The sequence below is a fragment of the Bradyrhizobium sp. 23AC genome (assembly GCF_054863025.1).
Genome location: NZ_JAVAYN010000004.1, coordinates 33,458 through 54,655, shown reverse-complemented (window position 1 = coordinate 54,655; position 21,198 = coordinate 33,458). Strand labels below are relative to the sequence as shown.

The window sequence follows — 21,198 nt, the reverse complement described above, 5'->3', positions numbered from 1 at the left end:
GGTCGTCTCACCTGCCGGTCGCAATACACTTGTCGAGTTCTTCAAGGCGTCGTTCCAGCGCGGCGCATTGGGCGTCGCATGCTGCCATTCCGGCCTTTGCTTCTTTCCAGCGCTCGTGCGCGTCCTCGATAATTTGGGCGAATGCATGCGAATCGCCCGTCGCCGCGATCTCCTGCTCAATCCTCTGAATCTCGAATTCTGCTCCACCGGCAAGCTGACGGTTCAGAAGGTTCCACGATTGAGCGGCCGACATCTGCTGAACGACGAGCAACCGCTCCTTCAGCATCTCGACAAGAACCTCCGGATCGACACTCATGGGCTCGGCTCGATTTGATCAAGGATCCGCTGGAGACCCCGGGCATCGGACACGAAGTGTTGCTGCGCGTCATTGACGTAAGATTGGAGCGAGTCCCACAGATCGACCCTCAGCAACCGCGCCGGATCGCCCATCATCGTCTCGATGGCCTGAAGACCGAACTGATGCCGCAAGCCGATCCCCTGCAATACGAAATCCGACAGCTCGCGTGCATGCGTTTCGACGAACGGCCGCAGCAGCGGATGTACGCCGTAGCTCATGCCGCGCTTTGCGAGCTCGGTCTCGATGAACAAGATGAAATGCCGCACCAGCAAACTTTGGCTTTCGCCAACCAGGTGCACCACGAAAGTGACGTCGCGGTCGGCACGCGCGAGGATCTGCGAGGCCAGCGTCGCCGCGGGGGCCGGACCTTTCCCGCCCTTTTGCTCATCCCAGACAGCCGCCATGAAAGGCTCCCCGATCGTTAGGTCCGGGAACGGTATTGGTGCAATTTGCGGTACAGCGTAGCGCGCGAGAGCCCCAGCTTTTCCGCGGCAGCCGCAATATTGCCGCCGGCGTTTGCGACGGCCCTCTCGATCGCACGCCGCTCCATCTCGTCAAAGCGCGCGATCTCGTCGCCCTCCGATCCCGTCGCGCTGTTCTCCGACTGCACCGAGATCGAGGGAGGTTGAGCCGGCGTGACCTCCACGAAATCCTCCGGCAGGTCCCTGGGCGTGACGATGCCGGTTATCGTCATCAGCACCAGGTTCTCAATCAGGTTGCGCAGCTCGCGAACGTTTCCCGGCCAGGAATAGCGGCGCAGCAACTCCATCGTGGCCGCCTCGAAGCGCAGCGGCTGGGTGCTGTAGATCGCAGCGAATTGCCTGTTGAAGTGATCGATCAGGATCTCGACGTCGCCCAGCCGATCGCGGAGCGGCGGGATGGTGAACTTGACGACGCCAATCCGGAAGTACAGATCTTTCCGGAAACGTCCCTCGGCCACTTCCTGCTTCAGGTTCCGATTGGTCGACGCCACCAGCCGTACGTCCACCGGGCGCGCCTTGCTGTCACCCAGTCTGTACACCGCGCGCTCTTCCAGCACACGGAGCAGGTAAGGTTGCAGGTCCATCGGCATCTCGCCGATCTCGTCCAAGCTGAGCACGCCGCCATTGGCAAATTCGAACCGCCCGGGCCTTCCCTCGCGCGTAGCGCCGGTATAAGCGCCCGGCGCATGCCCGAACAATTCGCCGCCGAGCAACTCCTTCGAAACCGCACCGCAATTGAAGGCAACGAAAGGCTCCTTGCCGGTCTTCTGACTGGCGGCATGAACCAAGCGGGCGAAGAGTTCCTTGCCGACGCCCGTCTCGCCCTCGAGCAGGATTGCTGTCCGGCCAAGCGCCGCCCGCTCGATTTTCTGCACCACCTCAAGCAATGCCTCGCTACATCCGACGATTGCTTCCTTTGCCGACATCAGGGCGGCGCGGGTTGTCGGCGACATCTCGGATGCAGCAGGATTTGTCCGCGGCTTCGAAGCAAGCACGAGCATTGCGCCCTTCACAATCCCGTCGACGATTAGTGGCTCGATCCGCTGCTCGCGCAGCTCCTCGGGCAACCCCTCGGCCAGGTCTTTTCCCAACAGGCCTTCGCGACTTGGAAGAATCTGTGACCCAATGCTCAACTCACGAGACTGCGCGAGCCGACGCCAGCGAGCCGACGCCATGTCGTTGTGATGGACGACCCGACCAAAGCGATCCAGGATCACCACGCCGTCGGCACTGCCCATCCCCGGCATCCGAGAGATGCTCGCCTCGAGGAGCAGTATTCTCTCGAGCCGGATCTTTTCCGAAAGGGCAAGCTCGATATGATTGGCCGCGATCACCGCCAGCGCGACATTGTGCCGGTGAAAGATTGCCTGTGGTCCGGAAAAATCGATGATGCCGATGATGCTGCCGTCGATCGGGCTGCGAATGGGGCTGCCGACGCAGGTCCAGGCCTTGATGCCTTCGGAGAAGTGCTCCGCCGCGTGGACATGGACCGGCTTGCCCGTGACGAGCGCCGTGCCAATGCCGTTGGTGCCGGTCACCGTCTCGCCCCAATCGGCGCCGACTTCGAGGCGAATATCGTGCCCCGCATCGATCGTCCGCTGGTCGCCCCCGACATCGAGCACGACGCCATTCCTGTCGGTGATGACCAACATCGTGGCCGCATCGCCGAGGACATCGGCCACCCGGCGAAAGGTCTGAGCGCTGGAGCCGAGCAGATCGTCGTTCTTCAGACGCAGCTCATAGAGATCGTCCGGCGAGGCGATGAGACCGCTGCCCTTGCAACGGGCATCGACGCCCGATTGGATGCTGCGCTGCCATGACTCCTCGATGACGCCTCGCACCAGCGCGTTCTCGCGCTTCGCGTCTCCGAACGTCAGAAAGTTTTCCCACGCCCTGTTGGTCTCTCGTTCATCGTAGGGCCGCCCCTGCTCCGCATCAGTCGCGTCCGGAACTTTGTAGCCTTCCAGGGAAAACGGCGGCTTAGCCATGAACGTTTCCGTCAGCATTGGGGCACCAAATCTGAATGGGCAAACAGCAGCTTGATCGGCAGAAACGACATGAGCCGGACCCGATCGAGATCGATATCCCGCAAGGTCCAGGTCGTGGAGACTATTCGATGCTTCTGGCGATCGCGTCCAAGCCGAGACGATTTGAGATGACCTGCTCCAGTTGCGCCTCCGACGTCTCATCGGGGACGCTCACGCCTTCCAGGTCGATCAGGACCTTGTACAACTCGTCGTCCAGCGGATCGAAGATCCCGTTCTCGCGCGTCGCCAGCGCGAAGTGGCGCGATCGGCCGCTGCCGCGCAGCTCGCCGACAAAATGGAGTTGCCGGCCCGAAGCGAGATCGGCGATCACGACGCGACCATTAAAGCTGATCCGCACGTAGGGCTCGAGCTCTTTTGGCCGCGCCGGAGACGTGGACCAGAGCTTGCCGGATGGCTCAGGCTGTGAAGGAGGCTTCGGATTGCGCAACTCCTGCCAACGCCCGAGCGTCAGATGATTGGCGAGCGAGTTGATGGTGGTGCGGTTCTTCTGAAGGAAGTCCTTCGCCGCCACCTCTTCGCGGTGCGGACCGTCGCGTTTGGAGATGATGTAGGCCATGTCCCGCTTCCTCCTGCCCGGCTAGTCGGATGTCCGTGGAGGCTTGTTACACGCCTCCTTCGGCTCATGCCGGAGCTTCCAAGATTGTACCGCGTTCCGGATCGTTGTCACCTAAGATATCCCGACCGCTTCGAGCCTGAAGCGGTACGGCGGAACACGAGGTGCGTGCACACGCCTCATGCGCGGCCAAGCTTCTCTGCTCCGCCGCCGAGTGCCGGTCCCTGCGTCGGATCGGTGTATTGCGGCACGTCCGCAACCAGCGTGTTGGTGGTCAGGACCAGCGTGGCGACGGAGGCTGCGTTTCGAAGCGCGGTATACGTCACCCTGACGGGGTCGACGATGCCGGCCGAAACCATGTCGATGAAAACGCCGTTTGCGGCGTCGAATCCGACACCCGTCCGCGAGCTTTGCAGCTCGGCCACGACTTTCTGCGCGTCATGCCCCGCATTCCGCGCGATGAAGGCGGCAGGACGCGACAAGATTTCACGTACCAGCCTGATGCCTTCACCCAGATCGCCATTGATATTGCCGAGCGTGCGCGCCACCACCGGCGCGCACTGCGCCAATGCCGTGCCACCACCGGGTACGATGCCCTCCTCGGCCGCGGCCCGCGCCGCACTCAACGCATCGTCGATCAGCTGGATCGTACGCTTCTGCTCGACCGGCGTGACGCCCCCCGCAAAGATAACCGCGGTTCCGCCCGACAATTTGGCGAGGCGCTCCTTGAGCTTGTCCTGCTCGATGTTGGGCGGTGCCAGATCGTGCTGCTTGGCCACCTGCTGGCGCCGGGCCGCAATCGCCGCATCGTCGCCACCGCCCCGGATGATGACCGTTTCACGCGCACTCGCCCGCACCTGCCGCGCGGTGCCGAGATCGCCGATGCCGATCTCCTCCAGCCTGCCGCCGAGCTCGCGGGCAATGACCCGCCCGCCCGTGATGATGGCGAGGTCGTCCATCATCGCCTTGCGCCAATGGCCGTAGTCAGGTGGATTGACCACGAGCACCTTGCCGCGGTTGCCATCGCCCAGCAGCGTGACGACGACCTCCGGCGCGATCTCCTCAGCGACGATGACGAGCGGCCGTCCGGTCGCGGCCACCATCGCGCGGACCGGTGACAGTTCGCTCGGCGTCCTGATCTTCAGATCGGTCAGGAGAATGTAGGGCTGATCCAGCACCACTTCCATCTTCTCGACGTCCGTCACCATATGGTGGGAAATGTAGCCGCGGTCGAACGACATGCCTTCGACGACCTCGAGCGTCGTGCTCGTCGTCAGCCCGTATTCGGAACTGATGATGCCGTCCTTGCCAACGCGCTCGACCGCCTCGGCGATCAGACCGCCTAGGTGAGCGTCGGTCGATGCGATCGTCGCCACCGCCTGCAGGGTCTTGCGATCCGTTACGGCGACCGCCGCACCCTTCAGGGTTTCGACGACGACCTCGACAGCCCGGTCGATCCCCTTGCAGAGATCGACGGCCTTGGCGCCTCGCTCCAGGGCCACAACGCCGCCTTGAATGAGGCCGTTCGCGAGCACCATCGCCGTCGTCGTACCGTCGCCGGCGACTTCGTTGGTCTGCATCGAGACCTCGCGCACCACCTGTGCGCCCATGTTCTCGAACCGGTCCGGCAGTTCGATCTCGGAGGCAATGGTCACGCCGTCTCGCGATACGATGGGCGTGCCGATCGGCCTGTCCACCATCGCGTTCATGCCCTTCGGACCGAGCGTCGATTCGACCGCGGCGGCGAGCTTCTGGACCCCGCGCGCGAGAGCACGGCGAGCTTCGATGTCATGCAGCAGAACTTTTGGCATTGCGCTTCACTCCCACGTGGTCGTCTCTTGGTTATCAACTCGGGCGGGCTTGCTGTCCGCTCCGTCTATCGGCGCTCGCAGGCGCTTCGTGTAGCGGCCCAGCTCACACAAGCGCGGCGGAATGTGTCTTCAGGGCCGCCCGACCGACAGACTGCGCGGAACAACCACTGCCGCAGCCACCGCACGGCCCCGGCGTCTGGCTCGACCGATCCCCATCGACCTCGCGATAGCGGACCGCAAGGAGCCCTCTGCACAAGGAGCTGTTGAACTCCATGTTGATACGCACGCCTCGCAACCGCTGCAGATACGAGACCATTTCGTGTCGCTTGATGGTGCATCCATCGTAGGTGACAAAGGCGCGATCGCCGGCGAGATTGGCGAGGTTCCGCTCGACCAGAAGCTCTCGATAACGCGGCTTCTGGCGGGCAATTTCCTCCGAGTCGAAGTTGATCGCGTCAAACGTGCTCAGATCCATCCGGCAGATCGCCGGATCCTCATAACCCAGCCCTCGCAATGCCAGTATCATGGTCTCCTGGCGCCGTTCGAATGCCTTGCGGCGAAATTTCTCCCGCAGCTCGTCAAGCGATCCGCCGGCCGCGAAGTCCTTGAGTGCATCACCAAACGACATGCCCTCGCGGACACCCCTGTTGATCTCCTCGGCGACCATGTGATCCCGAAGCTGCGGACGGGCCTCGCGAACCCACGGCAGCGAGGATACCGCCCGGCGCATGTCATCGGCCATCAGGAAGGCGAAGTTCGCCGAACACCAATAGGTCGGCAGACGAAAGACGATCTCGACGCCGTCGTCATGGTCGACGGAGACTTGCTCGACAAATCCGAGCTCGGTAACCGACTCGTCCAGCTCGGGATCCGTCACCATCGCAAGGCGCTCCCACACCTCGCCGGTCTTACGATCATGCTGATGTTGGAGCGCGCTCATGATTCTACTCCGCCGCGGTCGCGTGAACCTGCTGTGCAAGCTTCGCCTTCTGCGCCTCGACGTCGACGCCATAGAGGCGCGCCGCATTGAGGCCCAGAATCTTCCGCTTCGCCTGGGGGGTGAGGTCGACGCCGTGCTCCTGCTTCAGGTCTTCCGGCAGCTCGAAGTTCCAAAACTTCTCGACCAGCCAGCGAGGCGTCCAGATCGCGTAATCGCTGCCGAAGAGAATCTTGTCCTCACCGACCCAGAACAGAAGCTCGCTGATCACCTCGGCGAAATAGCGCGGACGTCCGTGGATGAACGGCAGTGCCACCGCCAGGCCGCCATAGACGTTGGTCTCCTGCACGGCGATCCAGCAGAAATCGTCGAGTCGCGGCAGGCCGCAATGCTCGATGATGAAATTCAGCCCCTGGAAATCGGTCGCGGCATGGTCGACGTCGTGAACATCGAAGGCATCCTTGTCCAACGGAATGATCGTCGGCCCTTTGTGGACGTGGATGTTGGTGATCCCCAGCTTCTGGCAAAGCTCGAAGCAGCGATAGGCGTTGGGATCCGTAAGCTTCCAGCCACGCGAGTCACCCTTCCACTCGGCCGTATAGAGCTTGACGCCCTTGATGCCGAACGTCTCCTTCATGTAGTGGATGTACTCGAGCGCCTTCTCGCCGTCTCGCGGGTCGAAGGCGCCGTTGACGATGAAGCGGTCCTTGTACCTCTTCGCCATCTCGGCATTGCGATCGATGGTATTGAACCCGTTCTTGTAGAACTCGGTCAGGTAGGTCGACTGAACGACGGCCATGTCGTCCGGACCATCGACGAACAGATCGTGGTACATCTGATCGGCACTGTATTTCTCGAACTGCTCCTTCGGCCAGAGCTTGTCCTTCGGGCTGAGCGAGGTGTGATACGCGTAGAAGCAGTCGATGAACTGCTTGCCGTGGATGTTGAGCTGGTTGGCCGGGCTACCGTCCCAGAAATGGGTGTGGCCGTCGATTACGAAAACTTCCTCGCCGCTGGGAGTGATGAACATGGTGATCTCCAGGAATCCTTGGTTAGCTCTATTCGATCAATCGATGCGCAATCGTCGCGCTGGAACGGTTCGAGAAGAGGTGGGGCCACGAAGCGGCCCCACCCAGTCAGGGAGAATGGAGCTCACTCGATGTATTCGAAGACCTCGTCCATGTTGCCGAACAGCGTCACCGTGTTGTCGTCGATGCGCACCATCCGGCCGTAGTGGGTCGAGGTATTCACCTCGAAGATCTCGGCGGTCATTTCCTTCCCGAGAATTTCGCTGATCTCGTCCATCTTGAAGATCAGCTTGCCCTCGCCGTCGATGCGGATCAGCGCGGGCTGGTAGGTCACGGTGACGTTCGGCTTCTTTCCCATGAACTCGGCAATGGCCCGCGCCTCGACGCTGTCGTTCATGGTGACGCCGCACTGATGGGAAATCGTTTGCTCGAAACGAAGATCTCCCATCTTCTGAAAGATGTTCTGGTTGGTCGCAGATCTGGAAACGACGGACATTGCAATTTACTCCTTGGGAAGGGTGAGGCCGAGCTCGCCGAGAATCTTCTTGATGCGTTCGACCGACTGCGCACGGGCATCGGCGTATTGCACCGGCTTCGAGTGCGGTTGCGACCAGATCGGTTGAAGGCCGGCCGCCGCCTTGTTCGCCAGCGCCACATGCTTGTTCACCCAGCCCTGGAACAGCTTCTTGTTGTGGGCGGCATGCTGATTGTCGGTCACCAGGAGGTGCATCAGATCGATCGTGTTGGCGAGATTGCGCTCGTAATCCGCCTCCGCAGACGAAATCACCGGCGGCGTGATGAAATCGCCGTTCGACGAGGCCACCTGCATCAGGAAACCGCTGCGGAACAGTTCGCCGACGAGTGGCTCGAACACGATGTTCGTGGCGAAGTACTGCTCGAGATAGTCGGGCGAGCCCATGATCGATTCGATCGCTTCCCGGGTACCTTGCCAGCCCTTGTCTTCGAGCCAGGCGCGCTTGCCTGCCGCGTCGTCGAAGCCCGGAATGTCCATTCCGATCTCGGCCAGATAGAGCGTGATGTCCTGGGAAAGGCGGAGCTTGTACGACGAGTTGGTCAGCGTCGCGTTGTTGATCATCTGGGTGTAGCCGTAGCGCTGAGCCTGCATCAGCGACGTGCCGAGGCCGAACTCGGCATGCTTCCAGGCGCCCAGATGGTTCTGCAGGATCTTGATCCAGGCCTTGTCGAAGCTCTTCGGTGCGCCGGACTTGCGGCCGTTGGCGATCACCGCCTGGACCATCGCCTCGATCCTGGACTGCCGCTGGTAGTGAGTGCGCTCCCACTCCTGGTCGGGGGCGCGGAAGGCGTGCCAGTTCGAGCTGAGCGCCGCCGTGTTGTCCTTGGTGTAGGCACCCTTGCCGTTCGGAAAGGCGATGATCCAGTCCTGCAACAGGTAGCGTTCCGGGTCGGGTTGGACGTCGACCGTCACGTCCTCGTAGTGCGTGGCGCGCTTGCTGCGCGGCTCGAAATACCGATATTTTCGGCTATCCGAGTCCGGGAACACCGCAGAACCTGCTGCACCGGATTTGGCTGATTCAGTTTGAACGGCAGTCATGGTCGTCTTCCTCCTCCTGTTGTCGGGCCTTAAGATGGGTCGCTCGGCGGTCAATGCCGCCCTAGTTGTTGGCTGGCGTAAACTTGTCGAAGAAGGTTCGGTCTGACTCGACGTCGTTCATCTGCAGTACCGGCGTCAACGCCTCGATCATCGGCGATGGTCCGCAAGCGTAGACGTCGACGTCTTCGCCATATCCGGCGCCGCGAAGGTGCGATCCGACCGCTTCGTGCACGAAGCCCTTCGCTCCACTCCAGGCCGTATCGTCCGCTGCATGGGAAAGGACGGGGACGAAGGTGAACTCCGGATGGTTGGCTGCGAGCTCGGCGAAGCGATCGAGATAGAAAAGGTCGCCCTGCGTTCGAGCTCCGTAGAAGAAGTACACCGGGCGCACTTCTCCCGAGCTGATGTGATCATGCAGGATGGACCACAGTGGCGACATCCCGGATCCACCGCCGACCAGGATCATGGCTCCGGTTTTGTTTTCTCGTCGGAAACAGGTCCCGTAAGGTCCTTTGATTCCGACTTCGGTTCCGACGACAAGGTCTCCGTCAAGTCGCGAGGAGAAGCGTCCGTTGGGGTACTTCTTGATGATGAACGCGAGTTTTTGGCCTTCGCCCGGCGGATTTGCCATGGAAAACGAGCGCGTAATCGTCTCTGGTCCCGGGAGCGTGATGTCGACATATTGACCCGCCCAGAACTTCAGAGGTTGCTCCAGCGTGATCTCGAGGAGGCGGATGTCATGGGTCAGCGCAGCGACGTTCGTGACAGTGCCCGTGAAATCCTTGACGGGGATCGATTTCGACAGCACCTCCTCATCATAGTTGAGCAGCTCCACCTCAAGATCCGAATAGGCCAAGGTCCGGCAGAGCAGGATGTAGTCCTGGCCGCGTTCCATCTCATTGAGGGCAAACGTGGAGTATTTCTTCAGCTCCACGTCCCCTCCGGTAAGCACGCATTTGCACGCCGAGCACTGTCCTTCCTTGCAACCATGCGGCAGCGCGATCCCTTGGCGAAACGCGGCGTCGAGAACGGTTTCGTTCTCCTCGACCTCGAACTCTATGCCAACCGGCTGCAGGCGAACGACATTCGTGGGCGCGCCCATAGGGAGCCTCCTCAAACCAACGCTTCATATCTTCCGGGGAACGATCGGGAAGGAGCCGGCCGAAGCCGGCCCCTTCGATCTCGCTTAGTGGCAGGGATTGATCGTGAATCCCTTGCGGTAGTCGGCAAGATGAGTCTCGCGGTCGGCCGGGCTCATCTCCCGCAGCGTCTGCAGCGGGCTCTTGAGGATGTGGCCGCGGACATCGTCGAGCGTCCACATTTCCTTCTGGTCGAACCGCAGGTGCGGCTGGGCGACCAGCGTCTTGCCGTCCGTGCGCACGAAGCCGAGATCCTTGATGGCGTCGGCGATATCCACGTTGTGGTAGACGCTCTCCCACTCGCGACGGCCGCTGAACCGTCCCATCGCCGGGGTCGGACGTCCCTGGTACTCGCCGGCGAAGGCTTCGACCGCCGTCCAGCGGTCGAGCTCATGGGCGAAGGTGTGCAGCTTGCCGTCGATCTCGTCGGTGACCATGTCCTCACGGATCAGGCATGGAACGAGGCACGACCAGCAACGATGCGGATAGACGTAACCGACATCGCTATTGAACAGGATGTTGGTCTGGCCGCGATGCGACAGCTTCTCGTACCATTTCCAGAACTCGCCGAACTGCGCGTACCAGCCCGGATATTTGTGCTCGAACCACTCGAAGTCCTTGTCGGTCTGGGCCTCGATGCGCCAGAAGTTCGCCGACCAGCCGACTGCGAAGAATTGCGCGACCTTGTGGACGTAGTGCTTCTCGGTCAGTCGCTTCCAGGCGGTCTGGACGTCGTCATGATGGATCTTGATGCCGTATTTCTCGAGCGGCAGCATATAGGTCCGGTAGTAGTCCTCGAAGATCCAGCGGTGCCACATCTCCGCATACGACTCCTTGTTCTTGTCGCGGTTCGTGGTCCCGTACTCGATGAAGGTGCCGATCGCCGCATCGACGATGGCATGGTTCTGCCAGAAGGCATACCGCATGTCGCGTTCGAGCAGCAGGTGGTTCTCAGGCTCCTTCAGCATCGACATCAGCATCGAGTGGCCGTTGCCGATATGGCGACTCTCGTCCGACTGGACCGACAGGAACACGGTCGGCAACGCATAGTCGCCATTCCGGGCCGCCTCCGACGGCATCGCGACGAACAGCGTGTTGGTGAACGCGGTCTCTGCGACCACGGTCAGGTAGACGTTCGCCGACGTGATGGCGTCACCGGTGATGAAGCCCTCGCCGAACTGCCGGCCGATCGTGGTGGCGTAGCACTTGCCGAACGCCTCCTCGGTGATGTCGAATCCGGCCGGGTCGATGTAGTTCTCCATGTACCATTTCTTCAGGTTCATCTGGATGGTGGAGTGGCGGAACTCGTCGACCATCTGCATCGTGAAGCCGGTGCGGAGATCCTCACCCGGGGCCAGACGGCCGACCATGGCCATGGACCGTGCGGCGGAGATTTCCGGGAACGGAATGATCGCCAGGAACAGCTTCATCCACTCGACCCATCGCGGCTCGACGTTACGGAACATGTCGCCGCGGAGCGCCGCGTCGAGCGCACCGTAGACGCGATTGTCCTTTTCCTCCTGCATCGGGAAGTAGGAGCGGAGGACCTGCTTCATCGGATCCTTCGGCGCCTTCGTGATCTTGTAGTCCGTGGGGAAGGTCATCGCTTCCTGGACGTAGGACGGATTCCATCCGAGGTCTGCGATCTTCTTTGCAGCCTCACCTACGGAAATGCCGCGCTGGGCCGTGATCTTGTTGAGAGTTAAAGTTCCAGACATCTAGTCTTTCCTCCTGATCGGGTCAGAAACCACATCGATATTTCGCCTGCCCAGGCCCTCCACGGACCGGGCAGTGCCTACCCGTGCGTTACGGGCCACCTCGCGGCCGCTTGCACGGCCGGACGCTTGATATCGGCAAGGGTCCTGGGACGACTGTGGAGCACTAGGAGGATGAGGCGATCATCGGAGCGGCGGTCCTCCGATCGCAGTTACGTCATCCCGCACATGATGCGCCCTTAGCTCGACGTCCCTTCCCTCGTTCTTTTCGCGGCTCGCCCCATACAGAGCAGTCGGCGTTCTTGTATCGGAAGCTTTGCAACGGTCGTGCCAGCGGTCGGGACGGCTCGCCGGATCGCTTCCGGCTGCGCGAAAGCGGAGATCGGCGCAAACGCAGGCGTTACAGCTGCGAGCCCGCGGACGAGGCCGATGCAAATTGCGACAGAAATTGCAGATTGAGATTCTCAGCAAACCAGAAGCGTGAGTTTGCGCCGCACTATTTGCATTGCAGCAGCGATCACGCGCCCGGGCACTGGACATGCGTTATGGGGCGTTGATCCGCGCAACGCCCGACCCAAGCTTCACGGCCCAGCGACAGGAATAGAGCGCGTAGCATTCGTGATCACAGAACGACAGCCCGGTGCTGAGTTCTCTCAAATAGCCTGCATGGATTGGCGCACAGCAATGCATGCAAAGCGTCTTCGAACATGGCATCCTGCCATTCACCAGGACGAACCTCATCTGACGCTCCCAAGGCGAAGCCGTACGATGCTATTTGAGAGTTCTGCTCGGACTATCCGGCCAACAAGCAGCGAAGCCATTTGCGATCGGCCTTCTTACGTCGTTTGAACCGATCGACGCCCCTCCCGGAGCCCGGCGCCGTACGCCAGAGATGATGCCGGTCAACCCGCGCTTCCGGCCGCAGATAGCACGGCACCTGGTGGGACTCTGGAAGCTTCGGCGCATTTTGCTCCCCCGCTGCGACGCAAATTGAGACGACGACGCAGAATGAGACTCTCTGCGCCTGCGTTTGGTTGCCTCGACGGCTTGGCGCACAAGCAGGTCAGGACGCCCGAGTATTTTGACCGAACGCCCTACAAAACTGCACGCCCATCTCAGAGCGCGAGCCCTCGAAGTCCATCGCGAGCAAGTGCTTACCCGCGATGGATCGGGTTGGATCAGGTTCAGGGAATAAGAACTGCGCGTCCGTGAATTTTGCCGGCGTTGAGGTCGTGAAGAGCCTTGTTGGCATCGGCAAGGCGATACTCAGCTGTAGCGAGCTCGACCAAACCTCTGTCCGCAAGCGCCATCAACTCGGTCAACTCGGCCCATGTGCCGACCAGATTGCCGATAATGTTCTTCTCGGTGATCACCATGTCGACGGTCGGCACCCGGATGTCCTCACCATAGCCGACGACGTAATAGCTCCCCATCGGGCGGGTCATTGCCAGGCCCTTCGAGGTCGTGCCCTTCTCGCCGACGAAATCGATCACCGCTTCGGCACCGTTTCCAGCAGTCAACTCCAGAACGGCTGCCACTTCATTGCCGTCGGCCTTCACGAGGTGATCGGCGCCTGATTTTTCAGCTAGTTTCAGCGATGCCTCGGACTTGTCGACGACAATAATGTCGGCCGCACACATCGCTTTGAGGCACTGGATTCCGATGTGACCCAAGCCGCCCGCACCGATGACGACACAGAATTCGCCCGGCAAAAGGTGACGCGTGGCTTTCTTCGCTGCGCGATACGCCGTGAGACCCGCGTCCGCGTATGGCGCGACCTCCTTGGGCGCAAGCGTCCGCGACAGAGGGACAATGTTCCGTTCCGAGGTGCAAAGAACTTCTGCATAGCCCCCATTGCAATCGAGACCGGGAAATGTGCCGGGGCCGTGCATGTCGAAGCCCCGGCGGCAGGCGAGACACGTCCCGCCGGTGATCTTCGGGTGGACGATCACAGGATCGCCCTTCTTCAACCCCTCGACCTCCTTGCCGACCTCCTCGATCCAGCCGGCATTTTCGTGTCCCATGATCAGGGGCAGCAGCTTGTCGCCGGTCGGATCCATGTGCGGCTTCCACACGCCTTCGATGATGTGAAGATCGGTCCTGCATACGCCTGCACCGCCAATGCGAACGATGACGTCGGTCGATTTCGTCAGCTTCGGATCAGGCACTTGTTCTTCGCTAACCCAGCGCTCGCCGGATAGCTTTTCGTCATACGCTCTCAGTACTTGGGCTTTCATGTTGTCCTCCGTCCGCGGCGAACTTCATGCTCGCCTTCGACGAGGCGGCTCAGCATTTTTCGTGCCAGCAAGCTTGCTCGAATGTCGCAACGCACCAGGGAATGCTTATGCTGAGGCCCCTTGGGCCGAGCGAGTGGACTGGCGACGACAAGGCCAGCCACCCAGGCGCTGTACGCGAGATTGCGGTGTTCCAGGTTAGCGTCCGCTTTGAGGCCGTGCCAGGAACAGCCTGCGCCCGCAATGCCGAAGCATACGCTCGACGCATCCGGTTGATCGCGGGATCGCTGCCGACCTCTTGCTCACCGCCCCTGGAAGACCGCCGGGCGCCGCTCGACAAAGGACTGGATGCCCTCGCGCGCGTCGGCGCTCTTGAGCACACGGTCCCGGATCGCCGGAATGCAGGCGATCGCAGCCGCCTCACCCTGCTCGGTGTATTTCGCGGCCGCTTCCTTGGTCACCTGAATCCCAAGCGGTGCGTTGCGGGCGATGGTCGCCGCGATCTCCATGGCACGGCCGATCTGCTGGCCGGCCGGAACGACCTCCTGAACGAGACCGATCTCGCGCGCACGCTGCGCCGTGAATTCATCGCAGAGGAAGAGGTGGTACATGGCGTTACCCCAGCCTGCGCGGGACAGATAGCGGAAGTGAGCGCCGCCCAGGGGCGCGATGCCGCGCTTAGCCTCCATCTGGCAGAACCGGCTGTCGTCGGCGGCCACCACGATGTCGCCGGCCAGCATCAGCTCGATGCCGACGGTGTAGACGATGCCTTGCGTCGCGGTGACGATCGGCTTCTTGCAGCGCTTGGTGAGGCCGAAAACGTCGACATTGCCTTCCTTGACAGTCCGCTTCTCGGCATTCGGGCCGAAGAATTTCGGCATGTCGAGGCCCGCGGTGAAATCCTTGCCTTCCGCGCAAATCACGCCGACCCAGTAGCCGTCGTTGTCATGCAACTCGGTCAACGCGTCCGACAGCAGATCCATCATCTGTGGCGAGAAGGAGTTCTTCTTCGCGGGATTGTCGATGATGATCTTCAGGATGTGATCATGCGCCTCGGTGCGGATCGTGCCTTCGGTGGTCATGCAAGCGTCTCCTGTCTACCTGTCGTTCTTGATGGCGAGTGCGGTTCGAATGGCTGCGGCCCGCTCCGGCGGGAACGCCGCTGCGCCCTCCTGGAGAATGTCGAGGAAGGACAACACGCCGCCGCGAGAGCCCCAATTGCCCTCTTCGATGATGCGGAAATTGACCCACCAGCTCGGAGAGGGCTCCTTCATCTCGCAAGCATCCGCGAGGGCGCTGAGAACGTTGCGAATGACCGTGGCCCGGTCCTCGCGGGTCCAGCAGCAGTCCATCACGACGACGTCCACCACCATGACGTCGCTCGGCTGGTCCGAGAGCAGCTCTCCGCCGTGCGCGATCATGTCGAGTGGCCGCTCGAGGAAATGCACCTGGTAACCTCGCCGTGCCTGGGGAACGAGCCGGCCGACCTCCGGCACCAGCACGGCATCCGTCAGCGTCTTGGCAAGCACCCGGCGCTGCTGACCGGTCAATCGGCCTTGCGGGGTCATCACATGGATAAAGGTCATCTCGAGCTCTCCGGCAAACTATGTCACGTGACATACACCCACACGGCGCTAGCTATGTCAACTGTCATATTGTAGCATCGGATGACGAGGTGCCCGATGACGTCCGATACGAGAGCGAAAATGGTGGCCGGGGCCGCCGATCTGATGAGCCGCCGCGGCGTGAATGCGACGAGCGTACGGGAGGTCGTGCGCCACACTGGCACGCCGCGCGGATCGATCAGCCATCATTTTCCCGGGGGCAAACGGCAGCTCATCGAAGATGCCATTGTCTTTGCGGGCACCCAGGTCAGCGGCCCCCTGCGGCATCTCACCAGCGAACGGGGGGCCATGGCCGGCCTGCGCGCCTTCATCACGCTTTGGAAGAGGACGCTGGAACAGACGAATTATCAGGCCGGATGTCCGATCCTGGCAGTTGCCGTCGAGGAATATGTCAGCGATCCCTCCGATCAGGAAACCGCCGGCGGACAGGCGGTCCAGCGCCATCTGCTTGATCTCGCTCAGGGCATCTTTGCGGACTGGCAGCAGATCCTGTCCAATGCGCTGAAGCAGGAAGGCCTCACCGCGTCGCGCGCACGGCGGCTTGCCACGCTGATCGTCGCATCGGTCGAAGGTACGGTCGCCATGTGCAGGGCTGCGCGTAGCGCCCAACCCCTGGAGGAGGTCAGTCACGAGCTCGAGCTCCTGCTGAAGAGCGCAATCGACAAGCCATAGCGTCGAGAAGCGAGAGCCGCACAGGTCAACGTCAGGCTCCCTCGTCAAGCGCCACCAGTTCGCGCTTTCTGCGCAGCGTCGGCAACAGCGGTCCGATCAGCAGCACCAGAGCAAGCGCGAGGCACACCGCCGAGATCGGCCGCGTCACGAAGGTGCCGAGATCGCCCTGCGAGAGGATCAGCGACTTGCGCAGATTGTTCTCCAGCATCGGCCCGAGCACGAAGGCGAGCACCAGCGGCGCCGGCTCGTAGCCGAGCTTGCGCATGAAATAGCCGATGATCCCGAACGCGATCATCACATAGACGTCGAAAACGTTATTGCCACTGCAATAGACGCCGATGATGGTGAAGAGGATGATGAGGGGGAACAGGATGTTGTAAGGCAGCTTCAGAAGTTGCACCCACATGCCGATCATCGGCAGATTGAGCACCAGCAGCATCAGATTGCCGATATACATGCTGGCGACGATGCCCCAGAACAGCCCGGGGTTCTGCGTGATCATCAGCGGTCCCGGTTGCAGCCCGTGAACCACGAAGGCACCGAGCAGCAGCGCCATCACCACGTTGGGCGGAATGCCGAGCGTCATCAGCGGAATGAACGCGCCGCCGGCTGCGGCGTTGTTGGCCGCTTCCGGCCCTGCGACGCCTTCGATAGCGCCATGGCCAAAACGTTCGGGCGTCGCGGAGAGCCGCTTCTCCAGCGCGTAGGAGGCAAAGGACGCCACGACGGCGCCGCCGCCCGGCAGGATGCCGAGGAAGAAACCGAGAATGGTGCCACGGCCGACAGGGCCGGCGCTCGCCTTCCAGTCCTCCTTGTTCGGGAGGAGCCGGGTGATCTTGGCATTGATGATGTCGCGCTTGATGGCCTGCTCGGTGTTGAGCAGCACCTCGGCGACGCCGAACAGGCCCATCACGACCGGCACGAGTCCGATGCCGTCCATCAGTTCCATGCGACCGAAGGTCAGGCGCGGCTGCGCCGTAATGCTGTCGAGCCCGATCAGGCCGAGCACGACGCCGATACAGGCCATCAACAGCGCCTTCGCCATCGAGCCCTGGGTGAGGAAGGTCAGCACCACGAGCCCGAGCGCCATCAGGCTGAAATACTCGGCGGGACCAAAAACGATGGCGACGCTGGCGAGCTTCGGCGCGACCAGCATCAAGGCGACCAGCGAAAAGGTGCCGGCGATGAAGGAGCCGAAGGCGGCGATGCCGAGCGCGGGACCCGCGCGGCCCTGCTTCGCCATCTGGTGGCCGTCGATGCATGTGACGACGGAGGCCGCCTCGCCGGGGATATTGACCAGGATCGAGGTGGTAGAGCCGCCATACATCGAGCCGTAATAGATGCCGGCCATCATGATGATGCCGGATTCCGGCGTGCCCGAGAGCGTCACGGGCAGCAGCAACGACATCGCCGAGATCGGCCCGATGCCCGGCAACACGCCGACCAGCGTGCCAATGAAGACGCCGATGAAACAGTAAAGCAGGTTGATCGGCGCCAGTGCGACCCCGAAGCCATGCGCGACATTGACGAGAGTATCCATGACCGTGCTCAGCCGATACCGAACATGCCGGACGGGAGCTGAATGCCAAGCGCTTGCTTGAGCAGCCACCACATGCCGACGGGAACGAGAATGGAAATTGGAATCGCCAGCGACCAGCGCACCGGGTCAATCAGGCACATCAGCAGCAGCGTCAGCGGAATGGCGGCGAGCAGGAAGCCGAGCGGATCGAGCGCGATGGCGAACCCGGTGAGGCATGCGATGACGATGACCGGCTTGGCCCAGCGCGCATCTTTCCAGCGCGAGCCGAAGGTCGGCCCGCCTTCGGTGATCGCGGCAACGATGATCGTTGCCGCAAACGCGCAGATCAGGATGCCGGTATAGAACAGCACGAAGCCCGGGCCCGGATCGTGGATGGTGCCGAGCTTGAGCTTCAGGCCGGACCGGATCACGAAGAGGCCGAGCCCGAGCCCGATCAGCCCGCTCCAAAGCTCCGAATTGTCGAGGCGGACCTTGACGTTGCTATCGCCGCTCATGGGTCAGTTCTTCTTGCCGAGCCCGAGTGCATCGATCACCTTGCGCTCAGATTCGGTGACCTCGACGACGAACTTCTTGTAGTCCTCGCTGTTCTTGTAGTTCGGCACCATGTCGTATTTGGACAGCGTCGCGACCACGGCCGGATCATCCAGCGCCTTCTTGAAGGCGTCGTGCAGCTTGGCGACGATCTTGGGGTCCATGCCCTTCGGGCCGGCGATGCCGAACGGCGAGTCGTAGACCACGGGATAGCCGAGTTCCTTCAGCGTCGGCGCGTCGGGAAAGTTCGGCGAGCGGCTCGCGGTCCACACCATCAGCAGGCGCAGCTTGCCGGCGTCGACCAGCGGACGCCAGCCGGTGGCGTCGGCCTGCAGCATCGTATGCTGACCGAGCACCGCGGCATTCGTCTCCGCGCCGCCCTTGAACGGGACAGCCGTGAGCTTGATGCCCGCGAGCATGGCGATCTGTTCCATCCCGACATGCGGCGAAGTCCCGACGCCAGGCGTCGCATAGGTGACCTTGCCCGGATTGGCCTTGGCGTAGTCAACCACGTCCTGCCAAGTCTTGAACGGACCTTCCGCACTGGTCGTGACGCCGAAGGTGTAGCCCGAGAGGTGGATGATATAGGTGAAATCCTTCGACGGATCCCACGGGACTTCCTGCATCAGCGGCAGACGGAACACTCCCATCGGGAGCTGCGCGATGGTGTAGCCGTCGGGCTTCGCGGATGCGGCCATGGTGGCCGGGCCGACCGTGCCGCTTCCTCCGGCCTTGTTGTCGATCGCGATCGGTTGTCCCAGCACCTTCGAAGCACTCTCGGCGATCGCACGCATGGTGAGGTCGGTCGATCCGCCGGCCGGCCAGGGAATGATCAGCGTGATCGGCTTGGTCGGGTATTCCTGTGCGCCGGCGTAGACGGGCACGAACATGGCGAGCGCCGCGATCGCAATCATCAAACTGCTGCGTTGAAACATAAGATCCTCTCTCCAGTGGTTCGCTCGAGCCCGTGTCTTCATGTGTCCTGCCGGCGGCCTGCCATCGGCACCGTGAATCCGCTCCCCTGGCCGACCACGACTGCCGATGGCTTCTCCCGCCTCAATCAACTCGCAGTGCGATCGAGTTGATGACGTCCCGCCATTTTGGAATTTCCTGCGTCATGAACGTCCCCAGATAGGCGGGACTGCTCGACGGCGCCGGGATGATTCCCTGCGCATCAAGGATCGGTTTGATCGAGCTGTCGTTCATGGCGGCGACGAAGGCCGCATTGAGCTTCGCGATGATCGGCTCAGGCACGCCCTTCGGTGCGACGACGCCGAAGAACACGCTGACGTCGAAACCTTTCAGGCCCTGCTCGTCGAAGGTCGGCACATCGGGCAGAACCGGCGTCCGCTCGATCGTCGTGACGCCGAGCGCGCGAAGGAGTCCGGCCTTGATGTGAGGTGCGGAGACGAAGATGTCGGCAAAGCTCATCTGAACCTGGCCGCCGATCAGATCGTTGATCGCAGGCGCGCCGCCACGATACGGCACGTGCAGGATGTCGGTGCCGGCGATGGCATTGAACATGACACCCGCTAGGTGAGTGGATGCGCCATTGCCGGACGAGGAGAAGCTCAGTTTTCCCGCATTCGCCTTCGCATACGCGATCAACTCCTGCACATTCTGCGCCGGCACAGAGGGATGCACCGAAAGCACGTTGGGCATTTTTCCGATCATGATGACCGGATCGAAGCTCTTGATCGGATCGTAGCTGAGCTTCGCGTACAGGCTCACATTGATGGCGAGCGGGCCCGACGTCCCGAACAGAAGGGTGTAACCGTCGGCCGGCGAGTTCGCGACGAAGTCGGCTCCGACGTTGGCGCCGGCGCCGGCACGATTTTCGACGATGACGGGTTGGCCAACCTTAGCTCTGACACCCTCGGCCAGAGACCGTGCCAATGCATCCGTCGGCCCGCCGGCTGCAAAGGGCACGACGAATTTGATCGGTCGCTCGGGAAATTCCGCCCACGCCATCGCGGGCATGGACAACGCAATGGTCGACGCAAGAAGTAATTTGCGGCAAAGACCGATGAACTCCATAGGCTGCTCCCCTCCCCGCAAGGCTGACGCCATGCCGTTTTTCAGTTCCTTGCCGGTTGGGTCTGGCGATATCGTCGCGCAGCACGTCCGACTTATTGTTCTGGGAAATTGTCCGTTCGATCAGATCACGCGTATGTCACCGTCACGCTGCCGAAAGGTCCGAAATCCGCGACGAAAGTCTCGCCGGGCTTCGGTCTCAACATTCCCGTCACCGTGCCGGTGCTGATCATCTGCCCCGCCTTCAGGCCGATGCCGGTCCGCGAGAGTTCGTTGGCGAGCCATGTCACCGGCACGATCGGATGGTCCAGCGCGATCGCCGCACTGCCTTTCCGCCTCAGTGTCCCGTTGCAGGTCAGCACGACCTCTTGGCCGGCAATGTCGCGCTCCCGCCAGTTCGCGATCGGCGGACCGTATGCAATGGTCCCGCTGCCGGCTCCGTCCGCAAGGATGGCAGGCAGCGGAGGAAACGCGCCGTCATGGACGAAGCGACACTCGGCCAGCTCCACGCCCGGATGCAGCGAAACGACGGCTTGCTTGACTTCTTCGATGCTGTAAGGCGCTTCACGCGGCGGAAGATCGGCGCCGAGCAGCGCCTGGTATTCGACTTCCGGAATGGGACTGCACTGGCGTGCATACTCGACCGTGACGGGTGCTTGCTTGATGAGCGGCGCGTAGACCCGGCCATAAATCGGCGAGTCCGTGCGCAGCTCGCGCTGCAACCCTTCCTTCATGGCTGCAATCTTCCAGCCCGCGACGGTCCAGCCGAGCTCCTCCTCGACCATGCGCGCGACACGGTAGGCGGTCGGCTTGTCCGGCGGCACGAGACGCTGGTCGAGGCCGCTCTGCTGGCGTCCTTGGCGGCGCAGGATTGCGAGTAAATGGGCGAGTTCGCGTTGTGCCGACTGATCCATCGCG

Annotated in this window: 20 protein-coding genes; 1 reads left to right on the top strand and 19 read right to left on the bottom strand. The window is 62.0% G+C overall.

Features of this window, described 5'->3' with window-relative positions; genetic code table 11:
- Positions 1 to 7: 7 nt before the first annotated feature.
- The 14 genes from RAD10_RS11400 to RAD10_RS11335 all read right to left on the bottom strand — a co-directional run bounded on the left by RAD10_RS11400 (position 8) and on the right by RAD10_RS11335 (position 15,464).
- Positions 8 to 316, bottom strand: a complete 309-nt coding sequence (locus RAD10_RS11400; RefSeq protein WP_461617552.1) for a hypothetical protein — start codon at positions 314 to 316, stop codon at positions 8 to 10.
- The gene (locus RAD10_RS11395) at positions 313 to 762 is read right to left on the bottom strand and encodes a hypothetical protein (protein ID WP_461617551.1); all 450 of its coding nucleotides are present in this window, start codon (positions 760 to 762) and stop codon (positions 313 to 315) included. Before RAD10_RS11395 ends, RAD10_RS11400 begins: the two co-directional genes overlap by 4 nt.
- Before the next feature lie 17 nt (positions 763 to 779).
- Positions 780 to 2,846: a sigma-54-dependent Fis family transcriptional regulator gene (locus tag RAD10_RS11390; RefSeq protein WP_461617550.1), complete on the bottom strand. Its 2,067-nt coding sequence runs from the start codon at positions 2,844 to 2,846 to the stop codon at positions 780 to 782.
- Between the two features lie 103 nt (positions 2,847 to 2,949).
- Positions 2,950 to 3,444: a hypothetical protein gene (locus RAD10_RS11385; protein ID WP_095426616.1), complete on the bottom strand. Its 495-nt coding sequence runs from the start codon at positions 3,442 to 3,444 to the stop codon at positions 2,950 to 2,952.
- A gap of 176 nt (positions 3,445 to 3,620) precedes the next feature.
- Positions 3,621 to 5,252 (bottom strand): chaperonin GroEL, encoded by a 1,632-nt coding sequence (groEL, locus tag RAD10_RS11380; RefSeq protein ID WP_461617549.1) that lies wholly within the window; start codon positions 5,250 to 5,252, stop codon positions 3,621 to 3,623.
- Between the two features lie 103 nt (positions 5,253 to 5,355).
- Positions 5,356 to 6,192, bottom strand: a complete 837-nt coding sequence (locus RAD10_RS11375; protein WP_461617548.1) for a metal-sulfur cluster assembly factor — start codon at positions 6,190 to 6,192, stop codon at positions 5,356 to 5,358.
- A gap of 4 nt (positions 6,193 to 6,196) precedes the next feature.
- A complete protein-coding gene (locus RAD10_RS11370) occupies positions 6,197 to 7,219 on the bottom strand; it encodes an amidohydrolase family protein (protein ID WP_092252091.1) in 1,023 nt (340 codons plus the stop codon).
- A gap of 122 nt (positions 7,220 to 7,341) precedes the next feature.
- Positions 7,342 to 7,713 carry an MmoB/DmpM family protein gene (locus tag RAD10_RS11365; protein ID WP_018319956.1) on the bottom strand — a complete coding sequence of 124 codons (372 nt, stop codon included), beginning with the start codon at positions 7,711 to 7,713 and terminating at the stop codon, positions 7,342 to 7,344.
- Positions 7,714 to 7,719: 6 nt separating this feature from the next.
- Positions 7,720 to 8,790, bottom strand: coding sequence for an aromatic/alkene monooxygenase hydroxylase subunit beta (locus RAD10_RS11360; RefSeq protein WP_092252089.1), 1,071 nt, complete (start codon positions 8,788 to 8,790; stop codon positions 7,720 to 7,722).
- 61 nt (positions 8,791 to 8,851) lie between these two features.
- On the bottom strand, positions 8,852 to 9,892 hold the full coding sequence (locus RAD10_RS11355; protein WP_461617547.1) for a 2Fe-2S iron-sulfur cluster-binding protein: 1,041 nt from the start codon (positions 9,890 to 9,892) through the stop codon (positions 8,852 to 8,854).
- Between the two features lie 84 nt (positions 9,893 to 9,976).
- On the bottom strand, positions 9,977 to 11,647 hold the full coding sequence (locus RAD10_RS11350; RefSeq protein WP_461617546.1) for an aromatic/alkene/methane monooxygenase hydroxylase/oxygenase subunit alpha: 1,671 nt from the start codon (positions 11,645 to 11,647) through the stop codon (positions 9,977 to 9,979).
- 1,181 nt (positions 11,648 to 12,828) lie between these two features.
- Entirely contained in the window at positions 12,829 to 13,881 is a 1,053-nt protein-coding gene (locus tag RAD10_RS11345) for an NAD(P)-dependent alcohol dehydrogenase (protein WP_461617545.1), read from the bottom strand.
- 299 nt (positions 13,882 to 14,180) lie between these two features.
- Entirely contained in the window at positions 14,181 to 14,960 is a 780-nt protein-coding gene (locus RAD10_RS11340; RefSeq protein WP_461617544.1) for a crotonase/enoyl-CoA hydratase family protein, read from the bottom strand.
- Positions 14,961 to 14,975: 15 nt separating this feature from the next.
- Positions 14,976 to 15,464 (bottom strand): tautomerase enzyme, encoded by a 489-nt coding sequence (locus RAD10_RS11335; protein ID WP_183235226.1) that lies wholly within the window; start codon positions 15,462 to 15,464, stop codon positions 14,976 to 14,978.
- Between the two features lie 96 nt (positions 15,465 to 15,560).
- Here RAD10_RS11335 and RAD10_RS11330 point away from each other — a divergent pair, with 96 nt between their 5' ends.
- Positions 15,561 to 16,175 carry a TetR/AcrR family transcriptional regulator gene (locus tag RAD10_RS11330; protein ID WP_092253200.1) on the top strand — a complete coding sequence of 205 codons (615 nt, stop codon included), beginning with the start codon at positions 15,561 to 15,563 and terminating at the stop codon, positions 16,173 to 16,175.
- Between the two features lie 31 nt (positions 16,176 to 16,206).
- On the opposite strand, the gene RAD10_RS11325 is transcribed toward RAD10_RS11330, so the two are convergent.
- The 5 genes from RAD10_RS11325 to RAD10_RS11305 form a co-directional block, all read right to left on the bottom strand.
- Positions 16,207 to 17,715, bottom strand: a complete 1,509-nt coding sequence (locus RAD10_RS11325; RefSeq protein ID WP_461617543.1) for a tripartite tricarboxylate transporter permease — start codon at positions 17,713 to 17,715, stop codon at positions 16,207 to 16,209.
- Between the two features lie 8 nt (positions 17,716 to 17,723).
- Entirely contained in the window at positions 17,724 to 18,209 is a 486-nt protein-coding gene (locus tag RAD10_RS11320; protein WP_461617542.1) for a tripartite tricarboxylate transporter TctB family protein, read from the bottom strand.
- 3 nt (positions 18,210 to 18,212) lie between these two features.
- On the bottom strand, positions 18,213 to 19,160 hold the full coding sequence (locus RAD10_RS11315; protein ID WP_461617887.1) for a tripartite tricarboxylate transporter substrate binding protein: 948 nt from the start codon (positions 19,158 to 19,160) through the stop codon (positions 18,213 to 18,215).
- A gap of 142 nt (positions 19,161 to 19,302) precedes the next feature.
- A complete protein-coding gene (locus RAD10_RS11310) occupies positions 19,303 to 20,283 on the bottom strand; it encodes a Bug family tripartite tricarboxylate transporter substrate binding protein (RefSeq protein WP_461617541.1) in 981 nt (326 codons plus the stop codon).
- Between the two features lie 125 nt (positions 20,284 to 20,408).
- The gene (locus RAD10_RS11305) at positions 20,409 to 21,194 is read right to left on the bottom strand and encodes a 2-keto-4-pentenoate hydratase (protein WP_461617540.1); all 786 of its coding nucleotides are present in this window, start codon (positions 21,192 to 21,194) and stop codon (positions 20,409 to 20,411) included.
- Positions 21,195 to 21,198 lie beyond the last annotated feature (4 nt).

Excerpts from the sequence above, each read along its gene's own strand:
- RAD10_RS11370 (WP_092252091.1), bottom strand. The coding sequence starts at position 7,219 with ATGTTCATCACTCCCAGCGGCGAGGAAGTTTTCGTAATCGACGGCCAC.
- RAD10_RS11365 (WP_018319956.1), bottom strand. The coding sequence starts at position 7,713 with ATGTCCGTCGTTTCCAGATCTGCGACCAACCAGAACATCTTTCAGAAG.
- RAD10_RS11395 (WP_461617551.1), bottom strand. The coding sequence starts at position 762 with ATGGCGGCTGTCTGGGATGAGCAAAAGGGCGGGAAAGGTCCGGCCCCC.
- RAD10_RS11315 (WP_461617887.1), bottom strand. The coding sequence starts at position 19,160 with ATGATTGCGATCGCGGCGCTCGCCATGTTCGTGCCCGTCTACGCCGGC.
- RAD10_RS11375 (WP_461617548.1), bottom strand. The coding sequence starts at position 6,192 with ATGAGCGCGCTCCAACATCAGCATGATCGTAAGACCGGCGAGGTGTGG.
- RAD10_RS11355 (WP_461617547.1), bottom strand. The coding sequence starts at position 9,892 with ATGGGCGCGCCCACGAATGTCGTTCGCCTGCAGCCGGTTGGCATAGAG.
- RAD10_RS11360 (WP_092252089.1), bottom strand. The coding sequence starts at position 8,790 with ATGACTGCCGTTCAAACTGAATCAGCCAAATCCGGTGCAGCAGGTTCT.
- RAD10_RS11340 (WP_461617544.1), bottom strand. The coding sequence starts at position 14,960 with ATGACCACCGAAGGCACGATCCGCACCGAGGCGCATGATCACATCCTG.
- RAD10_RS11305 (WP_461617540.1), bottom strand. The coding sequence starts at position 21,194 with ATGGATCAGTCGGCACAACGCGAACTCGCCCATTTACTCGCAATCCTG.
- RAD10_RS11335 (WP_183235226.1), bottom strand. The coding sequence starts at position 15,464 with ATGACCTTTATCCATGTGATGACCCCGCAAGGCCGATTGACCGGTCAG.
- groEL (WP_461617549.1), bottom strand. The coding sequence starts at position 5,252 with ATGCCAAAAGTTCTGCTGCATGACATCGAAGCTCGCCGTGCTCTCGCG.
- RAD10_RS11330 (WP_092253200.1), top strand. The coding sequence starts at position 15,561 with ATGACGTCCGATACGAGAGCGAAAATGGTGGCCGGGGCCGCCGATCTG.
- RAD10_RS11320 (WP_461617542.1), bottom strand. The coding sequence starts at position 18,209 with ATGAGCGGCGATAGCAACGTCAAGGTCCGCCTCGACAATTCGGAGCTT.
- RAD10_RS11385 (WP_095426616.1), bottom strand. The coding sequence starts at position 3,444 with ATGGCCTACATCATCTCCAAACGCGACGGTCCGCACCGCGAAGAGGTG.
- RAD10_RS11350 (WP_461617546.1), bottom strand. The coding sequence starts at position 11,647 with ATGTCTGGAACTTTAACTCTCAACAAGATCACGGCCCAGCGCGGCATT.
- RAD10_RS11325 (WP_461617543.1), bottom strand. The coding sequence starts at position 17,715 with ATGGATACTCTCGTCAATGTCGCGCATGGCTTCGGGGTCGCACTGGCG.
- RAD10_RS11400 (WP_461617552.1), bottom strand. The coding sequence starts at position 316 with ATGAGTGTCGATCCGGAGGTTCTTGTCGAGATGCTGAAGGAGCGGTTG.
- RAD10_RS11345 (WP_461617545.1), bottom strand. The coding sequence starts at position 13,881 with ATGAAAGCCCAAGTACTGAGAGCGTATGACGAAAAGCTATCCGGCGAG.
- RAD10_RS11390 (WP_461617550.1), bottom strand. The coding sequence starts at position 2,846 with ATGCTGACGGAAACGTTCATGGCTAAGCCGCCGTTTTCCCTGGAAGGC.
- RAD10_RS11310 (WP_461617541.1), bottom strand. The coding sequence starts at position 20,283 with ATGGAGTTCATCGGTCTTTGCCGCAAATTACTTCTTGCGTCGACCATT.